The following is a 17,758-nucleotide window of genomic DNA, read 5'->3' as shown; positions in this document are numbered from 1 at the left end:
ACGGCATACCCGGCGGTCTGCCACGCAGGCATGCCGACGGGATGCGCCGAGTATATTGGCTGGCAGCCAGTCAACGCAGGAGTCCAGCATGTCCCCGCGTAGCCCATCGGTCAATGAAGAGCTTCGCCGCAGGTCGCGGGAGCGCATTCTGCAGGCCACGGTGGAGCTGGTCGACACGCGTGGCTACGAGGCGACCACGCTCGGCGACATCGCGGAGCGGGCGGGCTCGGCACGGGGGCTGATCTCGTACTACTTCCCCGGCAAGCGGCAGCTCCTGCAGGCGGCGGTGCACCGGCTGATGCACCTCACCCTGGAGGAGGCGCTGGAGCGCGAGCCGCGCACGGAGGACGGCCGCGAGCGCATGGCGCGTGCGATCGACGCGATCCTGGGGCTGGCTGCGGCGCGGCCCACCCTGATGCGGACGCACATGGCGGGCATCCTGCAGGCCGAGGGGTTCGTGCAGTGCGAGGAGCAGCAGCGCCTGGCGTTCCTGCTGCGGGACACGGTCACCCGGTACGGCTCCGAGGACGTGGACACCGACTACCCGATGCTGCGCGCGCTGCTGATGGGGGCGGTGGTGGCGGTGCTGCTCCCGGGCGCCAAGATGCCGCTGGCGCGCCTGCGGTCGGAGCTGTTCCACCGCTACGACCTGGACTGGGAGGCGGGCGCGCCGCCGGACGGGGGTCCGCCCGACGGCGCGCCCGCGGTCAGGACGTCGACCGGCCGTCGGCGGGCGACGGCCGGCGCTCACGACTCAGGTCAGTCGTCGAAGTCGAAGTAGTCCGGCTGGGTCTGGACGTTGAGCTCGTCCATCCGGATCCGCTTCGCGGGGTCGGTACGGCGGTCGGAGAGCTTCAGGACGTCGAAGCCCTTGGCGATGTCGTTCGAGTAGATGTGGCCGTTGTAGTAGTACGCGGACCACGAGCCGCCGGTGGCGATGGTGGTGGCGGACAGCGGGCCGCGCTCGAAGTAGGCGATCTCCTTGGGCTTGCGGGAGTCGGTGAAGTCCCAGACGGAGATGCCGCCCTGGTACCAGGCCTGGACCATCAGGTCCTTGCCCTTGACCGGGATCAGCGAGCCGTTGTGGGCGACGCAGTTCTCGGTGTCGGCCTGGTGGCGCGGGATCTTGAAGTAGCTGCGGAAGACGAGCTTGCTCTTCTTGCCCTTGCCGACGATGTCGTAGATGCCGTCGGCGCCGCGGTTCGGTCCGACCTCGGCGTTGCAGGTCGCCGCGCCGCCGCCGCCGAGCTCGTCGGTGAAGACGACCTTGTTCGCCTTCTGGTTGAAGGTGGCGGAGTGCCAGAACGCGAAGTTCACGTTGTCCTGGACCTGGTCGATGACCCGCGGGTGCTCGGGGTCCTCGATGTCGAAGAGGATGCCGTCACCCATGCAGGCGCCGGCCGCGAGGTCCTTCTCCGGCAGCACGGTGATGTCGTGGCAGCCCGTGGTCTTGGAGACGCCCGGGTTGGTCGGGCCGCCCGGGTTGCCGCCGCCGTCCGGGCCCTCGCCCGGGAACAGCACCGGGAAGCCGACGAGCGCCGCCTTCTCGGGGGACTTGCGGGGCACCTTGATGACCGAGATGCCGTCGTGCGGGGGCTGGCAGTCGGGGAAGGCGGCGTTCGGCGAGTACGAGGAGACGTACACGTAGACGTCCCGCTTCTTGGGAACCAGCGTGTGGGTGTGCGAACCGCACGCGGTCTCGACGGCGGCGACGTACCGCGGGTTGCGGATGTCGCTGATGTCGAAGATCTTCATGCCCTCCCAGGACTCCTTGACCGTGGCGGGCTGCGACGTGCTGGCGCACGAGTCGTCGCTCCGGGAGGAGTCCGTGGAGAGGAAGAGCAGGTTCCCGGAGACGGAGATGTCGTTCTGGGAGCCCGGGCAGAGGACCTGGGCGACGGTCTTCGGGGACTTCGGGTTGCTGATGTCGAAGATCCGGAAGCCGTCGTAGTTGCCGGCGAAGGCGTACCTGCCCTGGAAGGCGAGGTCCGAGTTGGTGCCCGGGAGGGCGTCCTTCGGGATGTTGGCGAGGTGCTCGATGTTCGAGCTGTGGACGATCTCGTCCACGCCGGGTATCTCACCGCTCTGTATCGCGGAGCGCGCCTCGGCGGCCTGCTCCGAGGACACCTTGCCCTGGACCGGGACGTCGCCGGGGTCGGGGGTCGCGGTGGCGGGGCCCGCCATGAGCAGGGTGGCCATCAGTCCGGCCGCGGCGGATGCCACGCCCAGGCGTCTGAGCCCGGCACGCGGGTCGCGCGTGGTGGCCGTGGTACGCGGGGTACGCAACGAAGTCACTCCGTCCTCCTGGGTGTCCGTTCAGCTGTGAACGGGTGTGGGACCCCGGCAGTATCTTCCTTGCCGTGCACATCTCAACAGATGGCAACACAGACGTAATGAAGGTTTTTGATCGGTAGCCCCGAGAAAAGTGCTAGGAACGGTCACTGTCCCCGCAAGAACATCTGGAGGTCGCGTTGTTGATCCGCCGTCAGCGTGCCGTCGTCGCCGTGGCCCTGTCCGCCGTCGCCGTACTCGGCCTGACCGCCTGCGAGTCGGGGGCGGACAAGGGCGCCCCGGAGGCCGGGAAGTCGGCGGGGACGGTGGTCGCTCCGGGCAGACCCGGTGAACCGGCCCGGCGGATATCCCCCGAGGAGGCCGCCCGGCTGCTGCCGGACGAGAGCCCGAACGGCGCGGACTTCACCTACGCGCAGATGATGATCGTGCACCACCGGCAGGCCCTGGCCATGACCGCGCTCGCTCCGGAGCGGGCGGACTCCCCTCAGGTGAAGAAGGTGGCCGAGCGGATCGCGGCCGCCCAGAAGCCCGAGATCGGCGCGATGGAAGGTTGGCTGAAAAACAACGGCGGGCCGCGCGAACAGGCGGGCCACGACCATCACACGATGCCGGGGATGGCGACGGAGGCCCAGCTGAGACAGCTGGGCGCCGCGAGGGGGAAGGCCTTCGACGAGCTGTTCCTGAAGCTGATGATCACCCATCACGAGGGGGCCGTGACGATGGCGGCCGAGGTGCTGAGCGAGGGCAACAACGTCCTCGTGGAGGAGATGGCGAACGACGTGATCGCCCAGCAGACGGCGGAGATCGGCAGGATGCGGGACCTCTAGGGGGAAGCCGGGGACGGAAGGCCCCGGGCGCGCGGACGCCTGGGGCGGGGCGGGGCCGGCCCCGGCGGTCGCGCGCGAGCCCGGCCCGGCCCGGCCGGGAGTCGACGCCCGAGGCGCCGATACCGGGAGCTAGGCGCCGATACCGGGAGCCCGGGCCGCCGCGTCGCGGTCGGTCTGGGCGACGGCCGCCGCCAGGACCGTGGCGAGCAGGCCGGGGAAGAGCGCTTCGAGGTCGTCCTCGCGCAGGGCGTTGAGCTTGGCCGTACCGCGGTACGTCTGCCGGATGACTCCGCCCTCGCGCAGCACCCGGAAGTGGTGCGTCGTCGTGGACTTGGTGACCGGCAGGTCGAAGTACGAGCAGCTCAGTTCGGTGCGCTCGCGCGCCATGTCCCGCACGATCTGCAGCCGCACCGGGTCGGAGAGCGCGTGGAGCACCGCCTCCAGGCGTATCTGGTCGCGCGCGGGGTGCTCCAGGGCGCGCGGGCTGGTGGCGGTCGTCATGGCGGCGGCTCCACTTCATCCGGGATACCGGCCATTGTACGAGAACCCTCGTAGTTTGACAGATGCCGTACTACGATGGTTACCGTACTAGCGTCCCCACGAGGCACCCCGAACGGAGTCCGTCATGAGCGTCGCCCTCTTCGAGCCCTACACGCTGCGGTCGCTGACCGTCCCCAACCGGGTGTGGATGGCGCCCATGTGCCAGTACTCGGCGGAGACGACCGGACCGCACGCGGGCGTGGCGACCGACTGGCACTTCGCCCACTACGCCTCCCGGGCCACCGGCGGCACGGGGCTGATCCTGGTCGAGGCGACCGCCGTCTCCCCCGAGGGCCGGATCAGCCCGGCGGACCTCGGCCTCTGGAACGACACCCAGACCGAGGCCCTGCGCCGGATCGCCTCCTTCCTCGCCGACCACGGCACCGTGCCCGGCATCCAGCTCGGACACGCCGGGCGCAAGGCCTCCACCGAGCGCCCCTGGGAGGGCCGCGGACCGGTCTCCGCGGACGGCCCCGGATGGCAGCCCGTCGGACCGAGCCCCGTCCGCTTCGCCGAGGGCCACCCGGTGCCGACCGAGCTGACGGTCGACGGGATCCGGGAGATCACCGCGCAGTTCGCGGACGCCGCCCGCCGCGCGCTGGACGCCGGCTTCCAGGTCGTCGAGGTGCACGGCGCCCACGGCTACCTGATCGGCGAGTTCCTCTCCCCGCACAGCAACCACCGCACCGACGCGTACGGCGGCTCCTTCGAGAACCGGACGCGGTTCGCCCTGGAGGTCGTCGACGCCGTGCGGTCCGTGTGGCCCGAGGAACTGCCCGTCTTCTTCCGCGTCTCGGCCACCGACTGGCTGGACGAGCAGGGCTGGACCGCCGACGAGACCGTCCGGTTCGCCGCGCTCCTCCGCGAGCACGGCGTCGACCTCCTCGACGTCTCCAGCGGCGGCAACGGCGGACCGGCCCGGATCCCGGTCGGCCCGGGCTACCAGGTCCCCTTCGCGGCCCGCGTGAGGGCCGAGACCGGGCTTCCGGTGGCCGCCGTCGGGCTGATCACCGAGAGCGACCAGGCGGAGAAGATCGTCGCCAACGGCGAGGCCGACGCCGTCCTCCTCGGCCGCGAGCTGCTGCGGGACGCCTCCTGGGCCCGCCGCGCCGCCCGCGACCTCGGCGCCTCGACGCACGCGGCTCCGCCGCAGTACGCCTGGGCGATCTGAGCCCGGCGGCCGAGGACGGCGCCCGCCGCCGGGCACGGGGCCGGCGGCGGGCGCTCCCGCGGTCGCCGGCGGCCCCGCGCCGGCGGGTTCCGGGAGTGTCCGGAAGACGTTGTCAGTGGCCGGGTGCAGACTGGCCGGAGTCCGCGACAACGGCGTCCTGGAGGTTGGCAGCCATGCCCGACGTACTCCTCACCGTAGGCACCCGCAAGGGACTCTTCATCGGCCGCAGGCACGACGGCCGATGGGAGTTCGACGATCCGGCCTTCCCCGCGCAGGCGGTCTACTCGGTCGCCATCGACACCCGCGGGCCCGCCCCGCGGCTCCTCGTCGGCGGGGACAGCGCCCACTGGGGCCCGTCCGTCTTCCACTCCGACGACCTCGGCAGGACCTGGACCGAGCCGGCGCGGCCGGCCGTGAAGTTCCCCGAGGACACCGGTGCCTCCCTGGAGCGCGTCTGGCAGCTGCACCCGGCGCCGGAGCACTCCCCCGGGGTCGTGTACGCCGGGACCGAGCCGGCCGCGCTCTTCCGCTCCGGGGACGGCGGGGAGTCCTTCGAACTGGTGCGCCCGCTGTGGGAGCACCCCACCCGCTCCGCGTGGGAGCCGGGCGGCGGCGGCGAGGCCGTCCACACCGTGGTCACCGACCGGCGCGACCCGTCGGCCGTCACCGTCGCCGTGTCCACCGCCGGGGTGTTCCGGTCCCAGGACGGCGGGAACGCGTGGGAGCCCTCCAACAAGGGGGTGTCGGCGGTGTTCCTGCCGGACCCGAACCCCGTCTTCGGGCAGTGCGTCCACAAGATCGCCCAGGACGCCGGCGATCTCGACCGGCTCTACCTGCAGAACCACTGGGGCGTCTTCCGCAGCGACGACGCCGGCGCGACCTGGACGGACATCGGCGCGGGGCTGCCCTCGGACTTCGGCTTCGCGGTCGCGGCGCACCCGCACCGGCCGGACACCGCCTACGTCTTCCCCATCACCGCGGACTCCGACCGGGTCCCGGCGGGCCGCCGGTGCCGCGTCTACCGCACGACCGACGCCGGAGCCACCTGGGAGCCGCTGAGCCGGGGGCTGCCCGAGGGCGACCACTACGGCACCGTCCTCCGCGACGCGCTGTGCACGGACGACGCCGATCCGGCGGGCGTGTACTTCGGCAACCGCAACGGCGAGGTGTACGCGAGCGCCGACGACGGCGACAGCTGGCAGCTTCTCGCCGAGCACCTGCCCGACGTGCTGTGCGTTCGGGCGGCGGTCGTCTGAGCCGCCGCCCGATGTGTCGCGGCCCCTCCGCGCCGGAGGGGCCGCGACAGGTCAGGGCAGGCGCCAGTCGACCGGCTGGGCGCCCTGCTCCAGCAGGAGGTCGTTGGCCCGGCTGAAGGGGCGGGAGCCGAAGAAGCCGCGGTCCGCCGACATCGGGGACGGGTGCGCGGACTCGATCGCCGGCAGACTGCCGAGCAGCGGACGGGCGTTGCGCGCGTCGCGCCCCCACAGGATCGACACCAGCGGCTTGCCCCGCGCGGCCAGGGCGCGGATCGCCTGCTCGGTCACCTCCTCCCAGCCCTTGCCCCGGTGGGCGGCCGGCTTGCGCGGGGCGGTGGTGAGCGCCCTGTTGAGGAGGAGGACGCCCTGCCGCGTCCAGGGCGTCAGGTCGCCGTTCGACGGCCGGGGCAGCCCGAGGTCGGTGTGCAGCTCGCGGAAGATGTTCTCCAGGCTGCCCGGCAGCTGCCGGACCTCGGGCGCCACGGCGAAGCTCAGTCCGATCGCCATTCCCGGCGTCGGATACGGGTCCTGACCCACGATCAGGACCCGCACGTCGTCGAAGGGCTGCTGGAACGCCCGCAGGACGTGCTGCCCGGACGGCAGGTAGGTGCGGCCCGCGGCGATCTCCGCCCGCAGGAAGTCGCCCATCTCCGCCACGCGTCCCGCCACGGGGCTCAGAGCCTCCGCCCAGCCGGGCTCCACCAGTTCGTTCAAAGGTCGCGCTGTCACGGTCCGTCACTCTACCGGCCTACAGTGACACCCCGGCTCGCCCGCGGCCGCGGGCCACCCCCTAGACTCCGGCCACTCCCCCGCCCCCGCCTCTCCCGCCCCACGCCCCTCACCCCCCTCACAGCCCGAGGACGGTGCACCGTGCCCCCAGTCCCCTCCGCCGCCTCCGGGTCCGACCCGGCCGACGCCCTCGTCGTCGGCGTCGACTCCGGGGGGTCGGGGCTCCGGATCGCCCTGGCCGGAGCGGCGGACGGCACGGTGCTCGGCGTCCGCTCCTCGCGCGAGCCGGTCCGGACCGGTCCCGCCGGCATCTCCGCCCGTCACCTCCTCGACCAGGTCCTGCCGGCCGTGCGCACCCTGACGGAGTCCCACCGCGGGCGCCCGGTCGTCGCCGTCGCCGTCGGGGCCGCCGGGATGGCGACCCTCGGGGACGAGCTCCGGGCCGAACTGCCCGGCGCCTTCGCCGAGGCCTGGGGGGTGCGGCGGCTCGCACTGGCGGCCGACGCCGTCACCGCCTACGCCGGCGCGCTCGGGCAGCGGCCGGGGGCCGTCGTCGCGGGCGGTACGGGCATGATCGCGCTCGGCACGGATCTCGCGTCCTGGCGGCGGGCCGACGGCTGGGGGCACCTCCTCGGCGACTGCGGCAGCGGGGCGTGGATCGGCCGGGCCGGCCTGGAGGCCGCCCTGCGGGCGTACGACGGGCGGAGCGGCGGATCGGCGGCCCTGCTGGCCCGGGCGGAGAAGGCCTTCGGTCCCGCGGCCGGGCTGCCGGGGGCGGTCTACCCCCGCACCGACCGGCCCGCGGTGCTCGCCTCCTTCGCCCCCGAGGTGGCCCGGTGCGCCGCCGAGGACCCGGTGGCGGCGGACATCCTGGTGCGGGCCGCCCGGCACATCGCCGAGGCCGCCGAGGCCGTGTGCCCGGCCGGGCCGGGTGCCCTGGTGGCACTGACCGGCGGACTGTTCAAGACGGGGGACCCGCTGCTCGTACCGCTGCGGGCGGAGCTCGGCCGACGCCTTCCGGAGGCCCGGACCGCGGATCCCGCAGGGGACCCGCTGGCCGGGGCCGTCGGGCTCGCGGCGGCCCTCGCCACCGGCACGCTGCGGCTTCCGGAGGACCCCTCGCTGCTGCGGCTGTTCGGCGGGGACGTCCCCGAGCGCTGACATCCGCCCAGGTGGGAGACGGTGTGTCGCGCTCCGGCGAGGGCGGAGACCGCATTCCGGACGGAGCCGAGGGGGACATAGGGGGCAGAAGGCGCATGATCGCACCTCAGCCGACGCCGCCCCCGGCGAAGCCAGTAGCATGCGGCGCCATGAGCTCCCCCAATGGGCCTGCTTCCGGCCTGCCTGTACGAATGCCTCGACCCCGTCAGTCCGGGCGGCACCGTCGCCCCGAACCCGCGGCGGCGCCCGAGGGCGCTCCCGCACTGGTTCTCGCTGTGCCCGGCGCGCCCTCCGCCGCCATACTCTCGCTGGCCGAGGAGGTCGTGAGCATCGCCCGTTCCGAGCTGCCCGGCCTCGACGCGCTGATCGGCTTCGTCGAGGGCGACGACAGCGAGTTCCCCTCGCTCGCGACCGTCCTGACGGTCGCCGCCACGCTGCGCACCGAGCGGTACGAGCTGGCCGTGGCCGCCGGCCGCGAGGTCAGCGCGCCCACCGGCCCGTCCGCCGTCGTCGTGCCGCTGCTCGCGGGTCCGGACAGCGCGCAGACGCGGCACATCCGGCAGGCGGTCATGGACGGCGGCAACACCGCCGAGCTCACCGACGTCCTCGGCCCGCACCCGCTGCTCGCCGAGGCGCTGCACGTGCGCCTCTCCGAGGCGGGTCTGGCCCGCGCGGACCGCGCCCGCCTCTTCACGGTCGCGACGGCCGCCGACGGCATCATCCTCGCCACCGTGGGCGGCGAGGAGGCCGTCCAGGCCGCGGGCATCACCGGCATGCTGCTGGCCGCCCGCCTCGCGGTGCCGGTGATCGCCGCCGCGCTCGACCAGGAGGGCTCGATCGCCTCCGTCGCCGAGCAGCTGCGCGGCGCCGGTTCCGAGCAGCTCGCGCTGGCGCCGTACCTCATCGGCCCGGAGCTGGCCGACGGTCTGCTCGACGAGGCCTCGAAGGAGGCCGGCTGCGCTTCCGCCGAGCCGCTGGGGGCCTACCCGGCGATCGGCAAGCTCGTGCTCTCGCAGTACACGGCCGCACTCGGCATCCCGCCGCAGCAGCCGCAGGGCGCGTCCTCGCTCTGAGGGCGCCCGCCATCCCGCCCGTACGCCGAGGGGCCCGCACCGGATGTCCGGTACGGGCCCCTCGGCGTTCCCCGGACGACCGCGCACGGTCCCGGCCGGGCGGGGTCCGGTCTCAGCCGAGGACGACGCAGGAGGCCGCGGGCGCCTCGACGGATCCCGCGCGCGCCGGGATGCCCGTCTCGGGGTCGAGGGCGAACCAGGTCACGTCGCCGGAGCGCTCGTTGGCCGCGTACAGGTACCGGCCGGAGGGGTCCAGGGTCAGGTCGCGGGGCCAGGTGCCGCCGCAGGGCACGGTGGCGACGAGCCTCGCCGCGGCCCCGTCGGGGGCGAGGGCGAGGACGGCGAGGGTGTCGTCGCCGCGCACGGCCGCCCAGAGGAAGCGCCCGTCGGGGGCGGCGACCACCTCGGAGGGGTAGCTGGGGCCGGGGGTGCCCTCGGGGACGACGGAGGTCTCGCCGAGGGGTTCGAGGACCCCGGCCTCGGCGTCCCAGCGGCAGACGGTGAGGGTGGGCGCCAGCTCGTTCAGGACGTACGCGTGCGTCCCGGCGGGGTGGAAGGCGAGGTGGCGCGGTCCGGTGCCGGGACGCAGCGGGGTCTCGGCGTGGAGGGTGAGGGCTCCGGTGGCGGGGTCGAGCGCGCAGATCCGCACGGAGTCGGTGCCGAGGTCCACGCTGACGATCCAGCGGCCGCTGGGGTCGGGGAGCACCTGGTGGGCGTGCGGGCCGGCCTGGCGGGCGGTGACGGGGCCGTCGCCCTCGTGCCGGAGGACGGCCGCGGCGGGGCGGGCGGTGCCGTCCTGCGCCAGCGGCAGGGCGGTGACGCTGCCGGAGGTGTAGTTGGCGGTGAGGAGGTGCCCGGCGGCGAGGGAGAGGTGGGTCGGGGCCTCGCCGTCGACGGGGACGGGGGCGCCGAGCGGCCGGGGCGCCGGACCGGTGACGTCGAAGGCGGCGACGGCGCCCGCCCCGGTCTCGGACACGGCGTGGAGCACCGGACCGGCGAGGGCGAGGAACGAGGGGTCGGCGACGGCGTCGCTGCCGCCGGTGAGGGTCAGCGCCCCCGTCTCCGGGTCGACGTCGGCGGCGAGGACGCCCCGCCCGCCCGCCGAGGTGAAGGAGCCGATGTACGCCCGTACCGCGCTCCGGTCCCGAACCGTCCCTGTGTCGCCCACGGCGCCTCCCCAGTCCCCGCGGCCGGTCGCGGTCGACCGGCCTGCGTGCGGCCGACGGTAGCAGGCGGTCTAGACCAAAGCGGTGGGGTGGGCGGCGGCCCGCCGGCCCCGGCCGGCGGGGCCGGGGTGGGGCGTGCCGGTCAGGAGCGCAGCAGCCACGCGCCCGGCGGGGTCCGCAGCGGGGCGTCCAGCTCCGTGAGCACCCGGGCGAGGCCCCTCGCGTGGGCGAGGGCGGGGGCGCCGGGGTGTACCTCGCCTTCGGTCCGGACGTGGCCGTCCGGCTCGGCCGCGGCCCCCTGGCGGGAGATCAGGGCTTCGACGGCGGCCTCGACCCGCCAGCAGGCGGCGGCCAGGCGGGCGTCGTGGGAGGCGTCCGGGTCGGCGGCCACGGAGACGAGCCCCCGCACCTCGCGGGCGGCCTCGTCGAGGAGCACGAGCACGCGGCGGGCCCGCTGCTTGCGCCCCCTGAAGGGGGTCAGCGGGTGGACCAGCGGGGCGACCGAGAGCCGTACGCGTCCGAGGAGCGCCTCCAGCTCGGCGGCGTGCGGGGTCGGGTCGGCGGCCTCGTCGCCGGCCAGGCGCCGGGCGGCGGCCGAGGTGGCGGACCGGACGCAGAGGAGCGCCCGCTGGATCCAGGTGTCGTTCGTGGTGTGCGTCCGCACGGGGAGGACCAGGGTCACGGCGAGGCCGGCGCAGACGGCGCCGGCGACGGTCTCGGCCACGCGGAGCAGGAGCAGCGGCCCGTCGAGGACGCCCAGGAGGCCGTAGAGCAGGCTGGCCATCACGGTGACCGCGAGGATCATCCAGCTGTAGGACACGGCGGCCGTGTAGAAGATGCCGAACACGCACACGGCGACCAGCAGGGCGGTGGCGACGGGAGTGCCGCCCAGCGGGACGGCGACGAGGAACCCGCCGACGATGCCGGTGACGGTGCCGAGGACGCGGCGGAAGCCCCGGACGAGCGTCTCGCCGCGCGAGGCGGTGTTCACGAAGATCCACCAGACGGTGCCGACGGCCCAGTACCAGCGCTCCTCGGAGAGGAACTGCCCGATGACGAGGGCGGCCCCCGAGGCGACCGTGACCTGGACGGCCTGGCGGGTGGTGGACCGGGCGAAGCCGGTCCCGGGCAGGGCGGCGGGCACGGCCGGCGGCGGGACCCGGCGCTCGATGGGCCAGAGCGCGAAGCGCACGGCCGCGGCCGCGGCCAGGGCGACGCCGGTGGCCGCGTACAGCTCGGGGAGCTGGGCGGGGACGGCGTGCAGGAACTGGGTGACGAAGAACTGCATGAAGGCGAAGATGCCGAGCGCGTGGCCGCGCGGGCCCCAGCGGCGGGCGTAGACGCCGGCGAAGATCACGAGCAGCCAGGCGGCGTCGCGGAGCGTCGGCGTGCCGTGCAGGAGGGTCGCGAGGGCGAGGACGGGGAACCCGGCCGCGGGCAGCAGGGCGGTGGTGACGGCCTGACGGCGGACCGTGGGGTCGGCGACCGTGAAGAGGGCGAGCAGCGCGGCGAGGCCGGCGGTGATCGAGGCGACGAGGGAGAGGCCGAGCAGCTCGGCCAGGGCGACCGCGAGCGCGATGCCGAGGACGGCGCGCAGCGAGACCCTGAGCCGGACGAGCCCCGGGTCCGGGGCCATGAAGTACGAGCGCACGGCGGCCAATCCCGCCCCCCTTGATCTGTGTTCCTCGCCGCGTACGGGCGTCCCCGGGGGTGGTGGGGGCTCGGACACGACGAAGGCACCGCGGGCCGGTCCGGCCTCGTCGCCGGACGGCGCTGCGCGGCGCCGAAGATGTGTGATGGCTACAAGGATAGCCCGAGAGGGGGACGGCGGCTCAACTCGCGGGCCGATGACTGGGCCATCGGCCCGGCTGCCCGCCGGTTCGGGTGACCGCACGGGGGCCATTGGCCCACGCACCGGGACCGCCCGCCGGTCCGCGGCTCCGCGCCAGGGCCGCCCGCCGGTCCGCGGCTCCGCACCGGGACCGCCCGCCGGTCCGCGGCTCCGCGGCGGACCGGCCCGTCGCCGCGGCGCCCCGGCCGCCGTCCCTGGACGGACCCGCCCCGTGCCGCGGGGACCCGTGCCAGAATCCGGCCATGGCAGACCGTGAGCATCTCGACGAGGTGGTCGTGCGCCCCGCGGTGGCGGCGGACGCGGACGCGCTGGTGGAGGTCGACTCGATCGCCGCCGAGGGGGACGCCGAGCGGCGGGCGGGCATCCGCCGGTGGTGCGGGCAGGGCCTGGCCTCGGTGGCGGAGGGCGCCGCGGGCCCGCTGGGCTACTGCGTGGTCGAGTACACCTTCTTCGGGCACGGCTTCGTCACGATGCTGACGGTGGCCCCCGCGGCCCGTGGCGGCGGGGTGGGCCGGCGCCTGCTGGAGGCCGCGGCGGCCTCGTGCACGACGCCGAAGCTGTTCACCTCGACCAACGTCTCCAACCAGCCGATGCAGCGGCTGCTCGGGCGGGCGGGCTGGAGCCCCGTCGGTCTGCTGCACGGCCTCGACGAGGGCGATCCCGAGCTGTTCTACCTGTGCGGGAGTCGCGCCGGATAGGGGGCGCGGCGCGGGGGCGGACGCGCGGGGCGACGCCCGCGGTCGGAGCCGCGCGGTTCAGAAGTGCGTGGCGATGCCGAAGGCGCGGCGCAGCCGGGCCATGTCGTGGAGGTCGCGGTCCCGGGGCTCGTAGCCCTGGTGGAAGAAGACCTGCTGCTCGGCCGAGAGGCACGGCACGGGGGTGCCCTCGATCGCGCCGGTCACGAAGGCCGAGGCCGGGTAGGGGAAGGGCTTCCCGGGTTCGGGCGACGCCTGGACCGCCGAGCCGTCCTCGGCGAAGACAAGCGGGTGGAGGTCGATCTCCCGCCCGTCCGGTGCCGTCATGACGAAGCGGACGGGCCTCTGGTCGAGGGCCTGCGCGAAGCCGGCCCGGCGGAGGGCGGCCACCACGGCCTCCTCCTGTTCCTCGCGGTGCATGAGGTCCAGGTCGTGGTGGTCCCGGGTCTGCTCGCCGATCAGGGCGTCGACGCCCCATCCCCCGCCGGTCCAGACGTCCGCCCCCGCGCGGCGCAGCAGGTCCAGGACTGCTCGTACGTCGTCAGCGCTCATCATCCGACGCAGGCTAGGAGGGTTCGCGCGGCGCCGCGAGCGGTTTACCCCGGGCACGGGGCCGGCGCCCGCCGCTGAATGCGGGGGCGCCGGTGTCCGTGTGCTCGGGAGGTGCGGTTCAGCAGGGGTTGATGTTGATCTTGAAGTTGGTCGTGTTCCGGATGTTCTCGGCGTTGTCCTGGAGGCGCAGGCAGTTGAACGTCACCTCGCCGACGGCCGGGCCCTGACCGGGCTCGGGCATCTCGTTGGCCCAGACGCCGATGCCGGACCTGGCGTCCCAGGCGTCGCCGCTCCGCTTGGCGCCCGTGATGGAGATGTCGGTGAAGACGGTGTCCTTCACCGGGTTCTCGGGCTGCGAGCCGGTGTACTTCGTCTGGAACATGATCCCGCTGTAGGTGGGGTCGACGATGTCCACGTGGCTGACCCGGATCCCCTGGAAGACCTTCGAGGCGGAGAAGACCCAGATCCCGGGGAAGGACTGGTTGCCCCAGAAGTGGCCGCCGGCCCGGACGATCGAGATGTTCTCGAAGTTCGTCGGGATGGTCCCGAAGCCGTTCATCGGGTAGCCGAAGTCCAGCGAGGAGATGGTGATGCCGGAGTACACCAGGGTGTCGGCGATGTGGATGTTCCGGAAGGTGTTGTTGTAGCCGCCGTACACCGCGATGCCCGCGGCGCGCCAGGTGAGCGTCGTGCTGAGGTTCTCGTAGACGTTGTTCTTCATGTCCGCGCCGCCGGCGTCGATCGCCGAGAAGAGCGCGAAGCTGTCGTCGCCGGTCGCGCGGGCGTCGTTGTTCGACACGAGGTTGTCCGTCGACCCGTTGGTCATGTTGACGCCGTCGGCGAACAGGTTCCGGATCCGCGAGTTCTTGATCGTCATCCGGTCGGTGTTGGCGCCCCAGTAGAGGCAGACCATGTGCTCGTTCCAGATGTCGTCGATGACGATGTCCGCGACGTTGGCGAAGTCGAAGACCTTGCCCGGGCCGTCGATGCGGGTGACGTAGTTCCCGAAGTAGGCGAAGCCCTTGAAGAGCGAGCCGTTCGCCGCGGCCTCGGCGCGGAAGCCGATGTCGGTGTTGTCCTGCGTCGAGGGCGCGTGGAACTTCGTGTACCAGGGGCCGGCGCCGACGACCTTGACCGCCTTGCCGTAGACCTGGAACTTGCTGGAGGTCTGGTAGTCACCGGGCGGCAGGTACACGCCGACGAGCTTTCCGGTGGTGTCCATCCGGACCTTGTCCAGCGCGTTCTGCACGTCCTGGTGGCCGAAGCCGGCCGGCACCGTGTAGGTGGCCGGGTCCGGGTTGGCGACCGGCGCGACCTGCTCCAGGTCGACGAAGTCGATCGCGTAGTGGGCGGCGGTGTTGGCGGCGTCCTTCTGGAGCCTGATCCTGCTGCCCGCGGGGATCGTCTCCCCGAACATCAGGTTCGCCTCGTCGTAGATGTGGCGCGGGGCGCCGGAGCCCGGGTCGTTGCCGGGGCCGGCCTCGGCTCCGTACAGCCAGGCGTACTTCGAGGTGAGCGGCAGGGCCTTCTTGAACACGCCGTCGACGTAGACGTTGATGCTGGAGCTGATCCCCCCGCCGCCCGCGGCGTCCGGGATGGAGAAGCGGGTGACCAGGGTGTTCGTTGCCGCGCGGGTGGTGAACTCGACGTACTCGCCGGTCGCGTCCAGGGTGACGGCCTTGCGGCCGGACGCCTCCCCGGCGATGTCGCCGATGGTGCGGTTGGGGCCGACGACCGAGGCTCCGCCGCCGGTGGCGGCGTCCTCCGCCTCGTACGTCGTGTACGGCATGTTCGCGCCGCGGCCGACGAAGAGCGGCTGCGTGCGGGTGTTGTTCCCGCGCTTCACCGGGAGCTCGTTCGCGTCGTCGGCGAGCACGGTGCGGACGGTGTACGAGCCGTTCACCGCGGTCCAGGTGCCGAGGCTCGCCTCGGTCGACGCGCCGGGCGCGAGTGCCCCGCTGTGTGCCCCGGTCAGCGTCTTGACCACGCCGCCCTGGGCGTTGACCAGTTCCAGCGTCACGCCGTGGCTGCCGGCGGTGGTCGCCTCGGTGCCCTGGTTCTTCACGGCGACCTTGAACGTCACGGAGTCCCCGGCGGCCGGGCTGGACGGGACGGTCGTCACCGAGGTGGCGACGAGGTCCGCGCTCGCCAGCGGCTTCACCACGAGGGCGGTGGGACGGGTGTACGCGTTGTTGGTCTCGTTCTGCTCCAGGACCTCGTTGGCCTCGTCCGCGACGGCGCCGAGCTCGTAGGAACCGGCGGCGCGCACGCCGACGGGGACCTGCACGGTGGCCTGCGCGCCGGTGGCGAGGGCCGGGACCTGCCCGGTCGCGACCTTGGTGCCGCCGAGGCGGACGGCGATCCGGCTCGCGGCGGCGGGCGCGGAGCCGTCGTTGCGGACGACCGCGGAGACGGTGATCTCGTCGTCCTCGTCCGGGGCGGCGGGCGTGGTGGACAGTCCGGTGACGGTGAGGTCCGGGTTGGGCGCGGGGACGCCGACGACCTGGAACTCGGCGAGCTGGCCCGCCGGGGCGCCGGAGTTGGCGGTGAACCGGAGCTGGACGTCCGCGAGGCGGCCGGTGAGCGGGACGGTGACGGTGTTGGCGCTCCCGGGGTCGAAGGCGTAGCTCTTGGCCGCGACCTTGCTGGTGAAGCCGGTGGCGCTCTGCTCGCGGCCGAGGACCTCGATGGTCTGGGTGCGGGCCTGCCAGGCCTGGGCAGGGTTGAGCTTCAGCACGAGCCGGTCGACGTCGGCGTTGGCGCCGAGCTTGACGGTGAGGGTCTGCGGGTAGCTGCCACCGCCGCCCTCCCAGTAGGTGGCGGTGTCGTTGTCGTTGGCGTTGGCCGCGGTGAAGCCGCCCGTGGCCGAGGACGCCTCGATCGCCTTGCCGACGGAGAGGTTGGAGCCGCCTCCTCCGCTGCCGTTGCGGGTGACGCTGTTGGAGGCCGCCGAGGTGTTGCCCGCCGCGTCCTTGGCCACCACGTGGTACGTGACGGTGGCGCTCGCCGGCTGGGTGTCCGTGTACGTGGTGACGCTGCCGGAGACGGTGCCGCGCAGGACGTTGTTCGCGTAGACGTCGTAGGCCGTGACGCCCTTGTCGTCGGTGGAGGCGGTCCAGGTCAGCCTGACCTGGCCGCTCGCGGGCTCGGTGAGGCCGAGGTTCGCGGGGGCGGTCGGGGCCTGGGTGTCCCCGGCGTCGCCGACGCGGGTGACGGTGTTGCTGTCGCCGGACTGGTTGCCCGCCGCGTCCTTCGCCCGGACCCGGTACGAGACGGTCTGGCCGGCCGGCCGGTTGTCGGTGAAGGTCGTGACGTCGCCGGCGACGGTGGTGAGCAGGACGTTGTTGGCGTAGACGTCGTACGCGGTGACGCCCTGGTTGTCGGTCGAGGCGTTCCAGGTGAGCTTGATCTGCCCGGTGGCGGGCTGGGTGTAGGCCAGGTTCGCGGGGGCGGTCGGGGCCTGGGTGTCGCCGGTGGCGGGTCCGTAGACCTCCAGCTCGGAGATCTGCGCGGCGGGCTGGACGGTGTTCGCGGTCACCAGGACCCGCACGTAGCGGGTGGTGGTGGAGTCCAGCGTGATCGTCACGGTGTTGTCGTTGCCCGGGTTGAAGGCGTAGGCCTGGGACGCCGAGAGGTCGGTGAAGGCGGTCCCGTTGGTGCTGCCCTGGATCTTCAGGGTCTGGCTGCGGGCGCCCCAGCCGGCCGGCAGCTTCAGGACGACGCGGTTGACGGCGACGGCGGCGCCGAGATCGGCCTGGAGCCATTGCGGCAGGGCGTTGTTGCCGCTCTCCCAGTAGCTGGCCCGGTTGCCGTCGTTGGCGTTGGGCGCGGCGTACACCTCGGTGTGGCTGCTGGCCGTGAGGGTCTTGCCCGCGGCCAGGTTGGCCGAGGAGCCCTCGGCCGCGTGCACCTCCAGCTCGGAGAGCTGGGCCGCCTGCCAGCCGCTGTTGGCGGTGACGTTGACGCGGACGAAGCGGGCCTGGGTCGCCGGGAAGGCGATGGTGACCGTGTTCGCCGAGCCGGGGCTGAAGGTGTAGGTGGCGGAGCTCTTCAGGGTGCTGAAGCTGGTGCCGTCGGCGCTGCCCTGGAGGGACAGGGTCTGGTTCCGGGTCTCCCAGCCGGCCGGCAGCTTGAGCACCACCTCGTCGACGCGGGTGGAGGTGCCGAGGTCGGCCTGGACCCACTGGGGCAGGCCGGCGCCGGCGCTCTCCCAGTACGAGCCCTGGTCGCCGTCCGTGACGCTGCCGGCGCCGTAGCCGGACTGCGCGCTGCTCGCGGCGGCGGCGTCGCCGAGCGCGATGTTGGGTCCGCCGGCCGCCTGGGCGGCCATCAGGGGGCCTCCCAGGCTCAGCAGGCTGGCCGCGATCGCGGCGCTCAGGCACCGTGATCGCCAGGTGGGGGTTCTCATCGTTCCTCGCTTCTCGGTCCCGTGCCCGCCCGGGAG

14 protein-coding genes are annotated in these 17,758 nt (G+C 73.7%); 7 read left to right on the top strand and 7 right to left on the bottom strand.

The genetic code is table 11. The features are described from left to right. The first annotated feature begins 88 nt into the window (after positions 1–88). The gene (locus ACY0MR_RS31425) at positions 89–781 is read left to right on the top strand and encodes a TetR/AcrR family transcriptional regulator (protein WP_403310342.1); all 693 of its coding nucleotides are present in this window, start codon (positions 89–91) and stop codon (positions 779–781) included. Here the strand turns inward: ACY0MR_RS31425 and ACY0MR_RS31420 are convergent. After that, positions 760–2,199, bottom strand: a complete 1,440-nt coding sequence (locus ACY0MR_RS31420) for an LVIVD repeat-containing protein (protein ID WP_388798037.1) — start codon at positions 2,197–2,199, stop codon at positions 760–762. The genes ACY0MR_RS31425 and ACY0MR_RS31420 overlap by 22 nt on opposite strands. A gap of 272 nt (positions 2,200–2,471) precedes the next feature. On the opposite strand from ACY0MR_RS31420, the gene ACY0MR_RS31415 reads away from it, so the two are divergent. Then, a complete protein-coding gene (locus ACY0MR_RS31415) occupies positions 2,472–3,119 on the top strand; it encodes a DUF305 domain-containing protein (RefSeq protein WP_473556692.1) in 648 nt (215 codons plus the stop codon). Positions 3,120–3,248: 129 nt separating this feature from the next. Here ACY0MR_RS31415 and ACY0MR_RS31410 read toward each other — a convergent pair whose 3' ends face one another. Further along, entirely contained in the window at positions 3,249–3,620 is a 372-nt protein-coding gene (locus ACY0MR_RS31410) for an ArsR/SmtB family transcription factor (RefSeq protein WP_388796435.1), read from the bottom strand. A gap of 124 nt (positions 3,621–3,744) precedes the next feature. Here ACY0MR_RS31410 and ACY0MR_RS31405 point away from each other — a divergent pair, with 124 nt between their 5' ends. Further along, entirely contained in the window at positions 3,745–4,830 is a 1,086-nt protein-coding gene (locus ACY0MR_RS31405) for an NADH:flavin oxidoreductase/NADH oxidase (protein WP_403310339.1), read from the top strand. A gap of 173 nt (positions 4,831–5,003) precedes the next feature. Continuing rightward, positions 5,004–6,086, top strand: a complete 1,083-nt coding sequence (locus tag ACY0MR_RS31400; protein ID WP_361857818.1) for a WD40/YVTN/BNR-like repeat-containing protein — start codon at positions 5,004–5,006, stop codon at positions 6,084–6,086. Positions 6,087–6,137: 51 nt separating this feature from the next. Here the strand turns inward: ACY0MR_RS31400 and ACY0MR_RS31395 are convergent, their stop codons facing one another. Next, on the bottom strand, positions 6,138–6,815 hold the full coding sequence (locus ACY0MR_RS31395; RefSeq protein ID WP_388796429.1) for a uracil-DNA glycosylase: 678 nt from the start codon (positions 6,813–6,815) through the stop codon (positions 6,138–6,140). Between the two features lie 141 nt (positions 6,816–6,956). On the opposite strand from ACY0MR_RS31395, the gene ACY0MR_RS31390 reads away from it, so the two are divergent. Together ACY0MR_RS31390 and ACY0MR_RS31385 are read left to right on the top strand one after the other, a co-directional pair. Beyond that, a complete protein-coding gene (locus ACY0MR_RS31390; protein WP_473556688.1) occupies positions 6,957–7,976 on the top strand; it encodes an N-acetylglucosamine kinase in 1,020 nt (339 codons plus the stop codon). A 149-nt stretch (positions 7,977–8,125) separates the two neighbouring features. Then, positions 8,126–9,049: a sirohydrochlorin chelatase gene (locus ACY0MR_RS31385; RefSeq protein ID WP_473556685.1), complete on the top strand. Its 924-nt coding sequence runs from the start codon at positions 8,126–8,128 to the stop codon at positions 9,047–9,049. Positions 9,050–9,161: 112 nt separating this feature from the next. Here the strand turns inward: ACY0MR_RS31385 and ACY0MR_RS31380 are convergent, their stop codons facing one another. Together ACY0MR_RS31380 and ACY0MR_RS31375 are read right to left on the bottom strand one after the other, a co-directional pair. Further along, positions 9,162–10,217, bottom strand: a complete 1,056-nt coding sequence (locus ACY0MR_RS31380; RefSeq protein WP_473556683.1) for a lactonase family protein — start codon at positions 10,215–10,217, stop codon at positions 9,162–9,164. A gap of 140 nt (positions 10,218–10,357) precedes the next feature. Beyond that, the gene (locus ACY0MR_RS31375; RefSeq protein ID WP_473561933.1) at positions 10,358–11,851 is read right to left on the bottom strand and encodes an FUSC family protein; all 1,494 of its coding nucleotides are present in this window, start codon (positions 11,849–11,851) and stop codon (positions 10,358–10,360) included. Positions 11,852–12,309: 458 nt separating this feature from the next. Here ACY0MR_RS31375 and ACY0MR_RS31370 point away from each other — a divergent pair, with 458 nt between their 5' ends. Next, positions 12,310–12,765: a GNAT family N-acetyltransferase gene (locus ACY0MR_RS31370; protein ID WP_403310330.1), complete on the top strand. Its 456-nt coding sequence runs from the start codon at positions 12,310–12,312 to the stop codon at positions 12,763–12,765. Between the two features lie 57 nt (positions 12,766–12,822). Here ACY0MR_RS31370 and ACY0MR_RS31365 read toward each other — a convergent pair whose 3' ends face one another. Beyond that, positions 12,823–13,314 carry a nucleotidyltransferase domain-containing protein gene (locus ACY0MR_RS31365; protein WP_473561932.1) on the bottom strand — a complete coding sequence of 164 codons (492 nt, stop codon included), beginning with the start codon at positions 13,312–13,314 and terminating at the stop codon, positions 12,823–12,825. A gap of 118 nt (positions 13,315–13,432) precedes the next feature. Continuing rightward, positions 13,433–17,722, bottom strand: a complete 4,290-nt coding sequence (locus ACY0MR_RS31360) for a discoidin domain-containing protein (protein ID WP_473556680.1) — start codon at positions 17,720–17,722, stop codon at positions 13,433–13,435. Positions 17,723–17,758: the final 36 nt, after the last annotated feature.

Source organism: Streptomyces sp. JN8, assembly GCF_055808075.1.
Note: the sequence above shows the minus strand (reverse complement) of the source record. Positions and strands in the feature narration are given on the sequence as shown.

Excerpts from the sequence above, each read along its gene's own strand:
- ACY0MR_RS31425 (WP_403310342.1), top strand. The coding sequence starts at position 89 with ATGTCCCCGCGTAGCCCATCGGTCAATGAAGAGCTTCGCCGCAGGTCG.
- ACY0MR_RS31420 (WP_388798037.1), bottom strand. The coding sequence starts at position 2,199 with ATGGCCACCCTGCTCATGGCGGGCCCCGCCACCGCGACCCCCGACCCC.
- ACY0MR_RS31410 (WP_388796435.1), bottom strand. The coding sequence starts at position 3,620 with ATGACGACCGCCACCAGCCCGCGCGCCCTGGAGCACCCCGCGCGCGAC.
- ACY0MR_RS31405 (WP_403310339.1), top strand. The coding sequence starts at position 3,745 with ATGAGCGTCGCCCTCTTCGAGCCCTACACGCTGCGGTCGCTGACCGTC.
- ACY0MR_RS31400 (WP_361857818.1), top strand. The coding sequence starts at position 5,004 with ATGCCCGACGTACTCCTCACCGTAGGCACCCGCAAGGGACTCTTCATC.
- ACY0MR_RS31385 (WP_473556685.1), top strand. The coding sequence starts at position 8,126 with ATGAGCTCCCCCAATGGGCCTGCTTCCGGCCTGCCTGTACGAATGCCT.
- ACY0MR_RS31375 (WP_473561933.1), bottom strand. The coding sequence starts at position 11,851 with ATGGCCCCGGACCCGGGGCTCGTCCGGCTCAGGGTCTCGCTGCGCGCC.
- ACY0MR_RS31370 (WP_403310330.1), top strand. The coding sequence starts at position 12,310 with ATGGCAGACCGTGAGCATCTCGACGAGGTGGTCGTGCGCCCCGCGGTG.
- ACY0MR_RS31365 (WP_473561932.1), bottom strand. The coding sequence starts at position 13,314 with ATGAGCGCTGACGACGTACGAGCAGTCCTGGACCTGCTGCGCCGCGCG.
- ACY0MR_RS31360 (WP_473556680.1), bottom strand. The coding sequence starts at position 17,722 with ATGAGAACCCCCACCTGGCGATCACGGTGCCTGAGCGCCGCGATCGCG.